This is a genomic window from Pseudomonas saudimassiliensis, from assembly GCF_000939975.1.
In the GTDB taxonomy this organism is placed as follows: domain Bacteria; phylum Pseudomonadota; class Gammaproteobacteria; order Pseudomonadales; family Pseudomonadaceae; genus Halopseudomonas; species Halopseudomonas saudimassiliensis.
The window spans coordinates 1,297,892-1,313,035 of sequence record NZ_LK391969.1; the positions used below are offsets into that span (position 1 = coordinate 1,297,892).

Genomic DNA, 15,144 nt, shown 5'->3' on the forward strand with positions numbered 1-15,144 from the left:
ATTACCCCACTTCAGAACCGTGTGCGTCCAGGGACGGACGCACACGAGCGCCATGGATGGCGGGGTGCGAGTTCTGAAGTGGGGTAATACCCACCAGGACCCTGCCCCGCACCCACAGCAACTTACCCAACTCAAAAGCTCAGAACTGCTCAGCAGTAAGCCCCATCAAGCTATCAGCCCCAGCCTCCAACGCTTCGACATGAGCGTGAGCACGAGGCAGCAGCCGCTTGAAGTAGAACTCCTGGGTAGCCAGTTTAGCCTGATAAAAACTAGCTTCAGAGCTGCCGGCATCCAATTTCTGCTGGGCAACAACGGCCATCTTCAGCCAGAAGAACGCATGGATCACGTAGCCGGAGAACATCAAGAAATCGGTAGCGGCAGCGCCAACCTCTTCCTTGTTCTGCATGGATTTGACGGCGATCTTCTGGGTCAGCTCGCCCCACTGCGCATTCAGGGCGGTGAGTTTGTTGAAGTAGGTACCCAGTTGCGCATGGCCTTCGTTGGCCTGGCAGAACAGGTGCACTTCCTTGGAAAACGCGCGCAGCAGCTTGCCCTGGCTCATCAGCACCTTGCGGCCCAGCAGGTCCAGCGCCTGGATGCCATTGGTCCCTTCGTAGATCGGTGCGATGCGGCAGTCGCGCACTTGCTGCTCCTGCCCCCACTCACGGATATAACCGTGGCCACCGAACACCTGCATGCCCAGCAGGGTCACTTCCAGGCCGGTATCGGTCATGAAGGCCTTGCAGATGGGCGTGAGGAAGGCGAGTTGGTCTTCGGCGTTGGCGCGAACGGCTTCGTCTTTCGAGTAATGCGCCTGGTCCAGCAGTTGGGCGGTGTAGTAGGCCAGCGCGCGGTTGCCTTCGTTGAAGGCTTTCATGGTCAGCAGCATGCGGCGCACATCGGGGTGCACGATGATCGGATCGGCTGGCTTTTCCGGTTCGGCCGGGCCGGACAGAGAGCGCATCTGCAGACGGTCCTTGGCGTAGGCGACGGCATTCTGGTAGGAGACTTCGCCGTGGCAGAGGCCCTGCATGCCGGTACCCAGGCGGGCGCCGTTCATCATGGTGAACATGCAGTTCAGGCCCCTGTTGATCTCACCGATCAGAAAGCCCGTGGCACCGTCGAAATTCATCACGCAGGTGGCCGAGGCCTTGATGCCCATCTTGTGTTCGATGGACCCACAGACCACGCCGTTGCGCTCGCCCTTCTCGCCATTGGCGTCGGGCAGGAACTTGGGCACGATGAACAGCGAGATACCCTTGGTGCCGGCGGGTGCGTCGGGCAGCTTGGCCAGCACCAGGTGGACGATGTTCTCGGCCAGGTCATGTTCGCCCGAGGAAATGAAGATCTTGGTGCCGGTGACCGCATAGGTGCCGTCGGCCTGGGGCACGGCGCGGGTCTTGATCAGGCCCAGATCGGTGCCGCAGTGGGGTTCGGTCAGGCACATGGTGCCGGTCCAGTGGCCGGGTACCAGCTTGTTCAGGTACAGCTCCTTCTGCTCCTGGGTGCCATGGGCGCGAATGGCCGAGGCGCAGCCGTGGGTCAGGCCGGGGTACATGTTCCAGGCGTAGTTGGCGGCGGCGGTCATTTCGTTAACGACCAGCCCCAGCGATGCCGGCAGGCCCTGGCCGCCGAACTCCACCGGGCCGCTCATCGCCGCCCAACCGTTGTCGACGTACTGCTGGTAAGCTTCCTTGAAGCCCTTCGGGGTGGTGACGACGCCATTCTCGAAGTGGCAGCCTTCCTCATCCCCGGTGCGGTTCAGCGGGGCCAGGACTTCACTGGCGAACTTGGCGCTTTCTTCCAGGACGGCATCGACCACGTCCGGGGTGGCATCCGTGAGGCCATGGGCTTGGTAGCTGGCGGCAAAATCGAATACCTCGTCCATCACAAAGCGCATATCGCGCAGGGGAGCGGTGTAACTGGGCATGGGGTTCTCCAAGGGAAGGCGCAGCGGTGAGCTGATCATTATTCATACAGGCGTTTGACCTTAATGCCCCATTGACTGGACGGTCAACGGAAACGACTCACCATTACACTGCTTGATACAGCAGCATAAGGCAGGCAGCATGGAGGTCTTCCCACCTCGATGGTGTGCTTATGACGACTCTGGCCGACCTGCAATTCGATAACCGCTTCGCCCGCCTGGGAGACACTTTCTCCAGCAAGGTGGTGCCCGATCCCCTGACCAACCCCCAGCTGGTGGTCAGCAGCTTCGACGCCATGGCACTGCTCGACCTGGATGCCGCCGAAGCGGAGTCACCGCTATTTACCGAGGTATTTTCCGGAGCCAAGCTCTGGAGCGCCTCCGAACCCCGCGCCATGGTCTATTCCGGCCACCAGTTCGGGGTCTACAACCCGCAGCTGGGTGATGGCCGGGGCCTGCTGCTGGGTGAGGTGATCAACGCCCGGGGCGAGCACTGGGACCTGCACCTCAAGGGCGCCGGCAGCACCCCCTACTCCCGGATGGGCGACGGGCGCGCGGTGCTGCGCTCATCGATCCGCGAGTTTCTTGCTTCCGAAGCCCTGCCGGCCCTGGGTATTCCCAGCAGCCGGGCACTCTGCGTTACCGTGGGCGATGACCCGGTCTACCGGGAACGCCAGGAGCGCGGCGCCATGCTGCTACGGCTGGCGCCCTCGCATATCCGCTTCGGGCATTTCGAGTTCTTCTATTACACCCAGCAACATGACGCCCTGCGTCAGCTGGTCGACTTCACCCTGCAGACCTGCTATCCGGAATCCCAGCAGGCGGCCGAGCCGGTGCTGGACATGTACCGGCAGGTACTGCGCCGCACCATGGAGATGGTCGCCCGCTGGCAGGCGTACGGCTTCTGCCATGGCGTAATGAACACCGACAACATGTCGATCCTCGGCATCACCTTCGACTTCGGGCCCTACGCCTTTCTCGATGACTACGATGCCGGGCATATCTGCAACCATTCCGATCATGCCGGGCGCTATGCCTTCAACCAGCAGCCGCCCATCGCCCACTGGAACCTCGCCTGCCTGGCCCAGGCACTGACGCCCTATGTCGAGGTGGAACAGCTCAAGGCCGAGTTGGCCACGGCGATGCCTATCTACCAGGCGGAATATATGCGCTTGATGCGCGCCCGCCTCGGCTGGGCCGGGGAGCAACCGGAAGACGAAGAACTGCTGCAGCATTTGTTGCAACAGATGCAAGACAGCGCCAGCGATTATCACATCACCCTGCGCCTGCTGGCCGAGGATGACGCCAACGCGCGCGATCAGTTCATCGACCGCGATACCTTCGATCAGTGGTGGCGCCAGCACCAGGCGCGACAGGCCCGGGATACCAGCGCCATGGCCGGACGCCTGGCCTGCAACCCGGTCTACGTGCTGCGCAATTATCTGGCCCAGCAGGCCATCAGCGCCGCCGAGCAAAACGACTTCAACCCGGTGCGCCAGTTACATGAAGTGTTGCGCCAGCCGTTTGTCCGTCAACCGGGGCAGGAAGCTTATGCCGCGCCGCCCCCGGACTGGGGCCGCCGGCTGGAGATCAGCTGCTCTTCCTGATCGGACTCCTGATGCTTATGCCTGCACGGAATAAGAAAATCATTATCAGGTCTTGGACAGACTAAGCGTCGCCCTTTAGGGTAGCGCCAGTCTGGTTCCAGCTTCGGAACCGATACCTCACACGAGATTCAGGTACCGATGAACTGGGATACCCTAGCCATGCTCGGCGTGGCCGCCCTGCTGTGCTGGGTGATGTACGCCTTTGTCCGCGAGAAATTGAGCCCCGACGTCGTCGTGGGTGTCGCCGTGGCGCTCCTTCTGGGCAGTACTCTGCTGACGCCGGCCGAGGTGCTGGGGGTGCTCTCCAACAGTGCACCGGTCACCATCGCCTGCATGTTCGTGCTCTCCGCCGCGCTGGAGCGCACCGGCTGCGTGGATCGACTGGGCAGCCTGCTGGCACGGATCGGCGGTACCAGCCCGACCCGCATGCTGTTTGCCCTGCTGATCACCGCCATGCTGTTATCCACCTTCATCAATAACACCCCGGTGGTCGCCATCCTGACGCCCGTTGCCGTTACCCTCGCGGCCAAGGTCGGCAGCAAGGCATCCAAGATGCTGATCCCGCTGTCCTACGCCACCATCCTCGGCGGCACCATGACCATGATCGGCACCTCGACCAACATCCTGGTGGACGGGGTTGCGCGCAGCGAGGGCATGGTGCCCTTCGGCATGTTTGAAATCACCCTGGCTGGCGCCATCATGGCCGCCATCGGCCTGGCCTTCATCATGCTGTTCGGCAATCGCCTGCTGCCGGATCGCGACAGCCTGTCGGAACGCCTGCGACCTACCCGCAGCCGTACCTTCATGACCGAGCTGCTGGTGCCCCAGGGTTCACCGATGGTCAACCAGACCATCGCCGATGCCCAGCTCAACGGTGACAGCGGTATCCAGGTGCTGAAATTGTTTCGCGGTGACGATGAGCTGAGCACGCCCCTCAACACCACCCTACTCAACGCCGGCGATCGCCTGATACTGCATGCCAACGTGCGCGACTTCGTCGAGCTGCGGCAGACCGGTGTACTCGAATTCAACCGTGACCAGAGCTTCGAGACCATTTCCACCCGCGACGTGATCCTCGCCGAAGCCGTCGTCGCGCGCAGCTCACGCTATATCAACCGGCCCATGCGCGATCTCAACCTCACGGCCCGCTACGGTATCCATGTGCTGGCAGTGCACCGCCAGGACGAACACATTCAAGACAACCTGGACGACTTCGAGCTGCAGTTCGGTGACGTGATGCTGGTGGAAGGCTCGCCGGCGCAGATCCGCAAGTTTGCCGACAACGGTGATCTGATCAGCCTCAATACCGTGCAGGAACGGGCCTATCGTCGCCACAAGGCGCCGATTGCCATTATCGCGGTACTGAGCGTCATGGTGTTGGCAGCGTTGGGCGTGATGCCCATTGAAGGCCTGGCGATCATCGCCGCCGCCGTGGTGGTCGCGACCGGCTGCCTGGACGTGGAGGACGCCTACAAGTCGATCGACTGGAAGATCCTGGCGCTGATCTTCGGCATGCTGGCGATCAGCATCGCAATGAACAAGGTGGGGTTGGTGGGCAGTATCGTAGGCCAGGTCATGGCCCTGTCACCGATCCTCGGGCCGCTGTTCATGCTGTCATTCATCTATCTGCTGACGTCCATTCTCACGGAAATCATCAGCAACAATGCGGTAGCCGTGCTGCTGACCCCGATCGCCATCGGCGTGGCCCACCAGTTGGGGGCCGACCCGCGGCCCTTCGTCGTGGCGGTCATGTTCGCCGCCAGCGCCAGCTTCGCCACACCGATCGGCTACCAGACCAACACCTTCGTCTACAGCGCCGGGGGTTATCGCTTTACTGACTTCGTGAGGATTGGTCTGCCATTGAACCTGATCATGTGGGCGGCGGCGACTGTGATCATTCCGCTGTTCTGGCCGTTGTTCCCCGCTTGAGGCGGGAAGGGCCGAGTTCCATCTCGACTAGCGAGGTCAGCCTCAACCCAGGTGCCGGGATTAAACCCGGCTCTCTCCCCAAGCCCTGATCAGGCCTTCGCAGCGTCGAGCGCCTGCTCCAGGTCAGCCAGAATGTCGTCGATATGCTCGATACCGATCGACAGGCGCACCAGGTCCCGCGGCACGCCGGCTTTTTCCAGTTCCTCATCGTCCAGCTGCCGGTGGGTGGTGGAGGCCGGATGACAGGCCAGTGACTTGGCGTCGCCGATATTCACCAGCCGCAACACCAGCTGCAGCGCATCGATGAAGCGCGCACCCGCTTCCTGGCCGCCCTTGATACCGAAGGACAGGATCGCCGCCGGCTTGCCGCCCATGTAGCGCTGGGCCAGCTCGTGCTCGGGGTTATCCTTGAGGCCGGCGTATTTCACCCAGGCTACCTGTGGGTGCTGCTGCAGGTATTCAGCTACCTTCTGCGCATTCTCACAGTGCCGCTCCATGCGCAGGCTCAGGGTTTCCAGCCCCTGCAGGATCAGGAAGGTATTGAATGGCGATAATGCCGCGCCCATGTTGCGCAGCGGCACCACGCGGCAGCGGCCAATAAAGGCCGCCGGGCCAAAGGCCTCGGTATAGACCACGCCGTGGTAGGACGGGTCCGGCGTGTTCAACAGCGGGAAACGGTCCTTGTTATCCGCCCAGGGAAACTTGCCCGAATCCACCACCATGCCGCCCAGGCTGTTGCCGTGGCCGCCGATATACTTGGTCAGGGCGTGCACCACGATATCCGCGCCATGCTCGAAGGGCCGGCAGAGGATCGGCGTGGCCACCGTGTTGTCCACGATCAGCGGCACGCCGTGGCGGTGCGCCGCATCGGCCAGCGCCTGCAGATCGATGATGTTACCGGCGGGGTTGCCGATCGATTCGCAGAACACCGCCTTGGTGTTCTCATCGATCAGCGCTTCCATCGCGGCAATGTCATTGTGGGGTGCAAAGCGCACCTCGATGCCCTGGCGCGGCAAGGTGTGGGCGAACAGGTTATAGGTGCCGCCGTACAGCTTGGCGGTGGACACGATATTGTCGCCCACCTCAGCCAGCGTCTGGATCGCATAGGTGATGGCCGCCATGCCGGAAGCCACCGCCAGCGCGCCTACGCCCCCTTCCAGTGCCGCTACCCGCTCCTCCAGCACCGCATTGGTCGGGTTGGTGATGCGCGTGTAGATGTTACCCGCCACCTTCAGGTCGAACAGATCAGCCCCGTGCTGGGTGCTGTCGAACGCGTAGGAGGTGGTCTGGTAGATCGGCACCGCCACCGCCTTGGTGGTCGGGTCGGGGCTGTAGCCAGCGTGGATTGCCAGGGTTTCGAGCTTCATTGTTGTTGTCTCCCTTGTGAATTGCCGCAGTCGTCAGCCCTGGGCGACGACTGCCTTCGGATCATGGTATTTCGCCGACAGTTCATGCACCGCCTCGATGAACACGCCGGCATGGGCCGGGTCCACTTCCGGGGTGATGCCGTGGCCGAGGTTGAAGACGTGGCCGGTGCCCTTGCCGTAGCTGGCCAGGATCCGTTCGACCTCATTACGAATGGCCTGCGGGTTGGCATAGAGCACGGTGGGGTCCATGTTGCCCTGCAGGGCAACCTTGGATCCAACCCGCGAGCGGGCAACGCCGATATCCATGGTCCAGTCCAGGCCGACACCGTCAGCGCCACAGTCGGCGATGCTTTCCAGCCAGAGTCCACCGTTCTTGGTGAACACGATCACCGGCACGCGGCGGCCATCGTGTTCGCGGATCAGGCCGCTGATGATCTTGCGCATGTAGGCCAGGGAGAACGTCTGGTATGCATCGGCGGACAGGTTGCCGCCCCAGGTATCGAAGATCTGCACCGCCTGGGCGCCGGACTTGATCTGCTCGTTCAGGTAGCTGGTGACCGACTGGGCCAGCTTGTCGAGCAGCAGGTGTACGGCTTCGGGCTGGTCGTACATCAGCGCCTTGATCTTGCGGAAATCCTTGGAGGAGCCGCCTTCGACCATGTAGGTGGCCAGGGTCCAGGGGCTGCCGGAAAATCCGATCAGCGGTACGCGGCCGTTGAGTTCGCGGCGGATGGTGCTGACCGCGTCCATGACGTAGCCCAGGTCCTGGCGGGGATCGGGAATCGGCAGGGCTTCGATATCGGCGAGGGTGTCGATGCGCTTGCGGAATTTCGGACCTTCACCGGTCTCGAAATGCAGGCCCAGGCCCATGGCGTCGGGAATGGTCAGGATGTCGGAAAACAGGATGGCCGCGTCCAGCGGGTAGCGCTCCAGCGGCTGCAGGGTAACCTCGCAGGCCATTTCCGGGTTCATGCACAGGCCCATGAAGTCGCCGGCGCGGGCGCGGGAGGCGCGGTATTCGGGCAGGTAGCGGCCGGCCTGGCGCATCATCCAGACGGGGGTTACATCGACAGGCTGGCGCAGCAGCGCACGCAGAAAACGGTCATTCTTCAATTCAGACATGAAATCGGTATCCAGTGGCGTAAATGCAGCCATTGTAACCGTTCTCGCGGGGAAGATAAGGGGCGGTGCGGCAAAGGGGCGCGGGCGGGTTTAGTTTCGGTGAGGTATGGGCCGTGTGTGGGCACGGGTGGTGTGCAGGGACTGCGGTTACCGGTCGGGCCAGCTCGACACGCCGTGAACCCATCCGTGGGGGCTCACGGTTGCCGTCCTTGGCAACCGACGGTCGAGCTAACCCGGCCGGCAACCGCTGCCCGTCATCTCCGTGCAGACCTTAAGCCAAACCCATAAACCCAACTCGCCGCCACTCAAGCGTCTCGCAGGTTGTCGGTCTGGCCGGGTTTCGCGGACCGTTTGATGCCAGGGACGGCATCAACGAGCCCCCAGGGATGGGTTCACGGCGTGTCTGCGAAGCCAGGCCAGACCGATGACCCAACCCCATCCGACAGCAATCGACACCACTGAACCAGCACATCACACCTCGAGATAATCCAATATTCCCTCAGCGGCCTGGCGCCCTTCCCAGATCGCGGTGACCACCAGATCCGAGCCGCGCACCATATCGCCACCGGCGAACACCTTGGGGTTGCTGGTCTGGAATTTGTACCGCGCCTGCTCGGGGGCGATCACCCGGCCCTGTTCATCGATGCCGACTTCAACGTCGGTGAACCAGGCCGCCGGGCTGGGGCGGAAGCCGAAGGCGATGATCACAGCGTCGGCCGGCAGGATCTGCTCGGAGCCGGGAATCGGCTCGGGGCTGCGGCGACCGCGGGCGTCCGGGGCGCCGAGGCGGGTCTCGATGACCTTCACGCCTTCGACCTTGCCGTCACCGACGATGGCCACCGGCTGGCGGTTGAAGAGGAACTTGACACCTTCGTCCTTGGCGTTCTTCACTTCCTTGCGCGAGCCGGGCATGTTTTCCGCGTCGCGGCGGTAGGCACAGGTAACCGAACTGGCGCCCTGGCGGATCGAAGTGCGGGTGCAGTCCATGGCGGTGTCGCCACCGCCCAGCACCACTACCCGCTTGCCGCGCATATCCACGAAGTCCTCGGCGGACTTCTCGAACCCCAGGTTACGGTTGACGTTGGCCACCAGGAAATCCAGCGCGTCGTGTACGCCCGGCAGGTCTTCACCCGGGAAGCCGCCCTTCATATAGGTATAGGTACCCATGCCCATGAAGACGGCGTCGTACTCCTCCAGCAACTGCTGCACGGTCACGTCCCGGCCGATCTCGGTATTGAGGCGGAACTCGATGCCCATCCCGGTGAAGATTTCCCGGCGGCGGGACATGACGGTTTTTTCCAGCTTGAACTCGGGAATACCGAAGGTCAGCAGCCCCCCGATTTCGGGGTTGCGGTCGAACACCACCGGGCTGACCCCAGCCCGCGCCAGCACATCAGCGCAGCCCAGCCCCGCAGGGCCGGCACCGATGATCGCCACGCGCTTGCCGGTCGGTACTACCTGCGACAGGTCAGGGCGCCAGCCCATGGCGAAGGCGGTGTCGGTAATGTACTTCTCCACCGAGCCGATGGTGACCGCGCCGAAGTCGTCATTCAGGGTACAGGCCCCTTCGCACAGACGGTCCTGCGGGCAGACGCGGCCGCAGACCTCCGGCAGGGTATTGGTCTGGTGCGACAGTTCCGCTGCCTCGAGGATATTGCCCTCGGCAACCAGCTTCAGCCAGTTGGGGATGAAGTTGTGCACCGGGCACTTCCATTCACAATACGGATTGCCGCACTCCAGGCAGCGGTGCGATTGTTCGGCTGCTTCCAGCGGCTTGAACGGCTCGTTGATTTCGATAAAGCGCGTCTTGCGCTGGCGTAGCGGCCGTTTCTTCGGGTCCTTGCGGCCCACTTCGATGAACTGGAAGTCGTTATTCAGACGGTCTGCCATGGGTGCACCTCATTACTGCAACGCCGTCTCGGATGCTCGGCATTGCCGGATATTCTTTCTGGACAGGCCCGCCAGCGGGCCTGCCGCCAGGATTTACTGCGGGTTGGCCAGGGTGGTACGCAGCAGCGCCCGCAGGCTTGCGGCCTTGGGCTTGACCAGCCAGAACCGGCGGATGTGGTTGTCCAGATCCTCCAGCACTTCGGCACCCCAGGCGCTACCGGTTTCGGCAACGTACTCGGTCAGCACCTGGGTCAGGTGGCTGCGATAGGCTTCCATGGCTTCACCACTGATGCGCTGCAGTTCCACCAACTCGTGGTTGAGCTTGTCGAAGAAGCTGTTGTCCAGGTCCAGCACATAGGCAAAACCACCGGTCATGCCGGCACCGAAGTTGTAGCCGGTCTTGCCGAGCACGCAGACCATGCCGCCGGTCATGTATTCGCAGCAGTGATCCCCCGCGCCCTCGACCACCGCATGGCAACCGGAGTTGCGCACGGCAAACCGCTCCCCGGCGCTCCCGGCGGCGAACAGCTTGCCCCCTGTGGCGCCATAGAGGCAGGTATTACCGATGATGGCTGTCTGCTCGGAGCGGAAGGCGCTGCCCGCCGGCGGGGTGATCACCAGCTTGCCGCCGGTCATGCCCTTGCCCACGTAATCATTGGCATCACCCTGCAGGTACATGTGCAGACCCCCGGCGTTCCAGACGCCGAAACTCTGGCCCGCGGTACCGCTGAAGCGGAAGGTGATGGGCGCGCCGCTCATGCCCTGGTTGCCGTGAATCCGGGCGATTTCACCGGACACCCGCGCCCCGATCGAGCGGTCGCAGTTGGTCAGGCTCAGCTCGAACTCCCCGCCGGTCGCCCCTTCGATGGCGGCGCGGGCCATGGACACCATCTGCTCGGCGGTGTTGCCCTGGTCGAACGGCATATTGCCGGGTACCTGGCAGTACTGCGGCTTGTCCGCCGGTACCGCATCGCTGAACAGCAGCGGGCGCAGATCCAGCCCCTGCTGCTTGCCGGTAGCGCCGGGCAGGATTTCCAGCAGGTCGGTGTGGCCGATCAGGTCCTTGAGCTCGCGTACGCCCAGCCTGGCCATCCATTCCCGGGTCTCGGTGGCGACGTAGGTGAAGAAATTCATCACCATCTGCACCGTGCCGATGTAGTGGTTGTCCCGCAGGTTCTTGTTCTGCGTGGCAATGCCGGTGGCGCAGTTGTTCAGGTGGCAGATGCGCAGATATTTGCAGCCCAGGGCGATCATCGGCGCGGTGCCGAAGCCGAAACTTTCGGCGCCGAGGATCGCGGCCTTGATCACGTCCAGGCCCGTTTTCAGGCCGCCATCGGTCTGCACCCGCACTTTGCCGCGCAGGTCGTTACCGCGCAGGGTCTGGTGGGCTTCGGACAGCCCCAGCTCCCAGGGTGACCCGGCATATTTGATCGAGGTCAGCGGTGACGCGCCGGTGCCGCCGTCGTAGCCAGAGATGGTGATCAGGTCGGCGTAGGCCTTGGCCACCCCGGCAGCAATGGTGCCCACACCAGGTTCGGCGACCAGCTTGACCGATACCAGGGCCTGCGGGTTGACCTGCTTGAGGTCGAAAATCAGCTGGGCCAGGTCCTCGATCGAGTAGATGTCATGGTGCGGCGGCGGCGAGATCAGGGTCACGCCGGGCACCGCATAGCGCAGCCGGGCGATCAGCTCGTTGACCTTACCGCCGGGCAGCTGGCCGCCCTCACCGGGCTTGGCGCCCTGGGCCAGCTTGATCTGCAGTACCTCGGCATTGACCAGATATTCCGGGGTCACGCCGAAACGGCCCGAGGCGATCTGCTTGATCTTGGAAGTACGGATGCTGCCGTAACGGGCCGGATCTTCCCCGCCCTCACCGGAGTTGGAGCGCGCGCCCAGGCGGTTCATCGCCTCGGCAATGGCCTCGTGGGCCTCCGGCGACAACGCGCCGAGGGAGATGCCCGCAGAGTCGAAACGCGTGAACAGCGACTCCAGTGGTTCGACCTCGCTCAGCGGGATCGGCGTCTGGTCATCCCGCAGGCGCAGCAGGTCGCGCAGCGTGGACACCGGGCGCTGGTTCACCAGGGCGGCATATTCCAGGTACTTGTCATAGCTGTCGCCCTGCACCGCATCCTGCAGCGCCCGTACGATATCGGGGTTGTAGGCGTGGTACTCGCCGCCGTACACGAACTTGAGCAAACCGCCCTGTTGAATGGTCTTGCGCGGGTTCCAGGCTTCGGCGGCCAGCAGCGCCTGTTCGGCCTGCAGGTCGTTGAAACGGGCGCCCTGGATGCGGCTGGGCACGCCCTTGAAGCACAGGTCGACGATTTCGTCTGCCAGGCCGACCGCTTCGAACAGCTGCGCACCCCGGTAGGAGGCAACGGTGGAAATGCCCATCTTCGACAGGATCTTCAACAGCCCCTTGGAGATGCCCTTGCGATAACCCTTGAAGACTTCATAGAGGTCGCCAATCACCTCGCCGGTGCGCACCAGGTCCGCCAGCACCTCATAGGCCAGGTACGGATAGACCGCCGAGGCGCCGAAGCCGATCAGCACGGCAAAGTGGTGTGGATCGCGGGCGGTCGCGGTGTCCACCAGGATATTGCAGTCGCAGCGCAGGCCGGCGGCGATCAGGTGATGGTGTACCGCACCGACCGCCAGGGCCGCATGCACCGGCAGTTTGCCTTTGATGATGGCCCGGTCGCTCAATACCAGCAGGGTCTTGCCGGCCCGTACGGCCGCCTCGGCCTGTTCGGCGATGGCGGCTACCGCAGCGGCCAGGGGCACATCTGCGCTCACATTCAGGTCGATGACCTGGTGGGCAAAGCCGGGGCGCTCCAGGTTCATCAGGGTGCGCCATTTCGCCGGCGAGATGATCGGGCTGCTGAGGATCGCGCGGTTGGCGTGGTCCGGTGTTTCCTCGAAGACATTGCGCTCGGCGCCGAGGCATGTTTCCAGTGACATGACTACCGCTTCGCGCAGCGGGTCGATCGCCGGGTTGGTCACCTGGGCGAACTGCTGGCGGAAATAGTCATAGACGGTACGCACCCGGCTGGACAACACGGCCATGGGAGTATCGTCACCCATGGAGCCGACCGCTTCCTGGCCGTTCTCGCCCAGCGGCCGCAGCACCTGGTCACGCTCCTCGAAGGTGACCTGGAACATCTTCATGTACTGCTGCAGCGCCTCGGGCGCCAGAAACTCGTCCCGTTGGTCGCGGTCGTCCAGCGTGCCCTGGATCCGCAGGGCATGTTGCTTGAGCCACTTGCGGTAGGGGTGACGCGATTTCAGGCGGCTGTCTACCTCATCGGTATGCAGCACTTCGCCAGTGTGGGTATCCACGGCGAGGATTTGACCGGGGCCAACCCGCCCCTTGCTGACCACATCTTCGGGACGGTAATTCCACACGCCGATTTCCGATGCCAGGGTGATATAGCCGTTGGCGGTGATCACGTAGCGCGCCGGACGCAGGCCGTTGCGGTCGAGCAGGCAGACCGCATAGCGCCCTTCGGTGAGCACGATACCCGCCGGGCCATCCCAGGCCTCCATATGCATGGAGTTGAATTCATAGAAGGAGCGCAGGTCGGCGTCCATGGTTTCCATGTTCTGCCAGGCCGGCGGCACCACCATGCGTACGGCGCGGAACAGGTCCATGCCACCGGCCAGCAGCAGCTCCAGCATGTTGTCCATGCTCGACGAATCCGACCCGGTGACATTCACCAGAGGCGCCAGGCTGTCCAGGTTCGGCAGTAAATCATTGGTGAACTTGTTGCGCCTGGCATGGGCCCAGTTGCGGTTGGCGGTGATGGTGTTGATCTCACCGTTATGCGCCAGCAGGCGGAACGGCTGGGCCAGCGGCCAGCGCGGCAGCGTGTTGGTAGAGAACCGCTGGTGGAATACGCTGATGGCGGTTTCCATACGCGGATCGCCCAGCTCGGGGAAGAAGCTGTCCAGGTCGGCGGGCATCATCAGGCCCTTGTAGGACATCACCTTGGCCGACAGGCTGCACACATAGAAATCCGGGTCGTCGCGCATGGCGATCTCCGCCCGGCGGCGGACGTAGAACAGTTTGATCGCAAACTGCTGCTCGTCCAGGCCTTCCCCGGAGATGAACAGCTGCTCGATATTGGGCTGGCTGCTCAATGCGAGCGGACCCAGCACGTCGGCCTGCACCGGCACGGTGCGCCAGCCCAGCGACAGCAGCTGCTGATCGGCCAGGGCGGTGGCGAACGCCTGGTGCGCGCGCTGGCGGGCCGCCTCTTCTACGCCGGTGAAGATCATCCCCACGGCGTACTGCTCTGGCAGATCAACGGCCAGCTCGTCCTGCGCCACGGCGCGCATGAAGCGGTCGGGCATCTGGATCAGCAGACCGCAGCCGTCACCGGTCTTGCCATCGGCATTGATGCCGCCGCGGTGGGTCATGCAGGTCAGCGCTTCGATGGCGGTTTTCAGCAAATGATGGCTGGCCTGCCCCTGCATATGGGCAATCAAACCGAAGCCACAGTTATCCCTGAACTGATCAGGCTGATAGAGACCTGCTGTCATAGGTACGCTCGCATATTTCCTTGAATTTCAGGCACTTGCTGTCGATATGACGCCCTGGACAGGCGACTTGACGGTGCAAGGGAGAGCTCGATTGTACACAGGCGCCCCAGCCGCCACAATTATTTTTGCCGCAAAAACATATATAACTGTCGTAAAAATGAATGCATTTTTTAATGCGGCAAAATTTTTGAACCAGCATGGTGCAGAGGTGTGTTTTGCTGCACCACGAGAGGGCAGCCGAAGCCGGGAATAGATAGCTAAGTTGGTGTTACCAGGGAGGTTGACCGCTCGGGCGAGCGGGGAACAGGGAGTAGAGCGAGAACGAACCTGCCGTGCGGCGGCGCCTGAACAGACGCCACCCCACGGGTTCGTTCAGCGCAGCGACTGCTGGATGCTGCCGATGCTGCGTGGCCAGGGATTGAGCTTGCGCAACGCCTCGGGCAGTTTCGCCGCCCCTTGCTGCGCCTGGGCGCGGCCGGGATAGGCGCCCTGGGTCACCACAAACCAGGGCTTGCCTTCATGGACCGTCTCGAAGTAGCCCAGATCCGCCACCCCCGACTGCGCCTTGATGAAGTCCAACGCCGCCTGACGTGAACGACTACCCAGCAGCTGCAAGCTGTACTCGCTGGCCGCACGCTGCCGATACCAGTCCGCCTGATGGTAGGCACCGCCAGCGGCGCGGGGCGCGGTCGACGTAGCGGGCGGAGCGGTTGGTGGCGCAGCAGCCGCCACGGGCTCGGGCTGGGGAGCCGGCGCAGGT

General features: G+C 63.2%; 8 protein-coding genes. 2 read left to right on the top strand and 6 right to left on the bottom strand.

Annotated features, from left to right (window positions below):
• Positions 1 to 139 precede the first annotated feature (139 nt).
• On the bottom strand, positions 140 to 1,930 hold the full coding sequence (locus tag VG99_RS06100; RefSeq protein WP_044501474.1) for an acyl-CoA dehydrogenase C-terminal domain-containing protein: 1,791 nt from the start codon (positions 1,928 to 1,930) through the stop codon (positions 140 to 142).
• Positions 1,931 to 2,100: 170 nt separating this feature from the next.
• Here VG99_RS06100 and selO point away from each other — a divergent pair, with 170 nt between their 5' ends.
• Both selO and VG99_RS06110 read left to right on the top strand, forming a co-directional pair.
• Positions 2,101 to 3,534 (top strand): protein adenylyltransferase SelO, encoded by a 1,434-nt coding sequence (gene selO / locus VG99_RS06105; protein ID WP_044498850.1) that lies wholly within the window; start codon positions 2,101 to 2,103, stop codon positions 3,532 to 3,534.
• A 138-nt stretch (positions 3,535 to 3,672) separates the two neighbouring features.
• Positions 3,673 to 5,463 (top strand): SLC13 family permease, encoded by a 1,791-nt coding sequence (locus VG99_RS06110; protein ID WP_044498851.1) that lies wholly within the window; start codon positions 3,673 to 3,675, stop codon positions 5,461 to 5,463.
• Positions 5,464 to 5,552: 89 nt separating this feature from the next.
• On the opposite strand, the gene VG99_RS06115 is transcribed toward VG99_RS06110, so the two are convergent.
• The 5 genes from VG99_RS06115 to VG99_RS16155 form a co-directional block, all read right to left on the bottom strand.
• Entirely contained in the window at positions 5,553 to 6,830 is a 1,278-nt protein-coding gene (locus VG99_RS06115) for a bifunctional O-acetylhomoserine aminocarboxypropyltransferase/cysteine synthase (RefSeq protein ID WP_044498853.1), read from the bottom strand.
• Positions 6,831 to 6,863: 33 nt separating this feature from the next.
• Entirely contained in the window at positions 6,864 to 7,952 is a 1,089-nt protein-coding gene (gene hemE, locus VG99_RS06120; protein WP_044501475.1) for a uroporphyrinogen decarboxylase, read from the bottom strand.
• Between the two features lie 471 nt (positions 7,953 to 8,423).
• A complete protein-coding gene (locus tag VG99_RS06125) occupies positions 8,424 to 9,842 on the bottom strand; it encodes an FAD-dependent oxidoreductase (protein WP_044498854.1) in 1,419 nt (472 codons plus the stop codon).
• A gap of 93 nt (positions 9,843 to 9,935) precedes the next feature.
• Positions 9,936 to 14,384: a glutamate synthase large subunit gene (gene gltB / locus VG99_RS06130; protein WP_044498855.1), complete on the bottom strand. Its 4,449-nt coding sequence runs from the start codon at positions 14,382 to 14,384 to the stop codon at positions 9,936 to 9,938.
• A gap of 372 nt (positions 14,385 to 14,756) precedes the next feature.
• Positions 14,757 to 15,144, bottom strand: a 388-nt coding sequence (locus VG99_RS16155; RefSeq protein WP_204216693.1) for an SPOR domain-containing protein, incomplete at its 5' end; no start/stop codon positions are given.

Bases quoted from the DNA above. Each gene is read 5' to 3' on its own strand.
- selO (WP_044498850.1), top strand. From the start codon at position 2,101: ATGACGACTCTGGCCGACCTGCAATTCGATAACCGCTTCGCCCGCCTG.
- hemE (WP_044501475.1), bottom strand. From the start codon at position 7,952: ATGTCTGAATTGAAGAATGACCGTTTTCTGCGTGCGCTGCTGCGCCAG.
- VG99_RS06100 (WP_044501474.1), bottom strand. From the start codon at position 1,930: ATGCCCAGTTACACCGCTCCCCTGCGCGATATGCGCTTTGTGATGGAC.
- VG99_RS06125 (WP_044498854.1), bottom strand. From the start codon at position 9,842: ATGGCAGACCGTCTGAATAACGACTTCCAGTTCATCGAAGTGGGCCGC.
- VG99_RS06115 (WP_044498853.1), bottom strand. From the start codon at position 6,830: ATGAAGCTCGAAACCCTGGCAATCCACGCTGGCTACAGCCCCGACCCG.
- gltB (WP_044498855.1), bottom strand. From the start codon at position 14,384: ATGACAGCAGGTCTCTATCAGCCTGATCAGTTCAGGGATAACTGTGGC.
- VG99_RS06110 (WP_044498851.1), top strand. From the start codon at position 3,673: ATGAACTGGGATACCCTAGCCATGCTCGGCGTGGCCGCCCTGCTGTGC.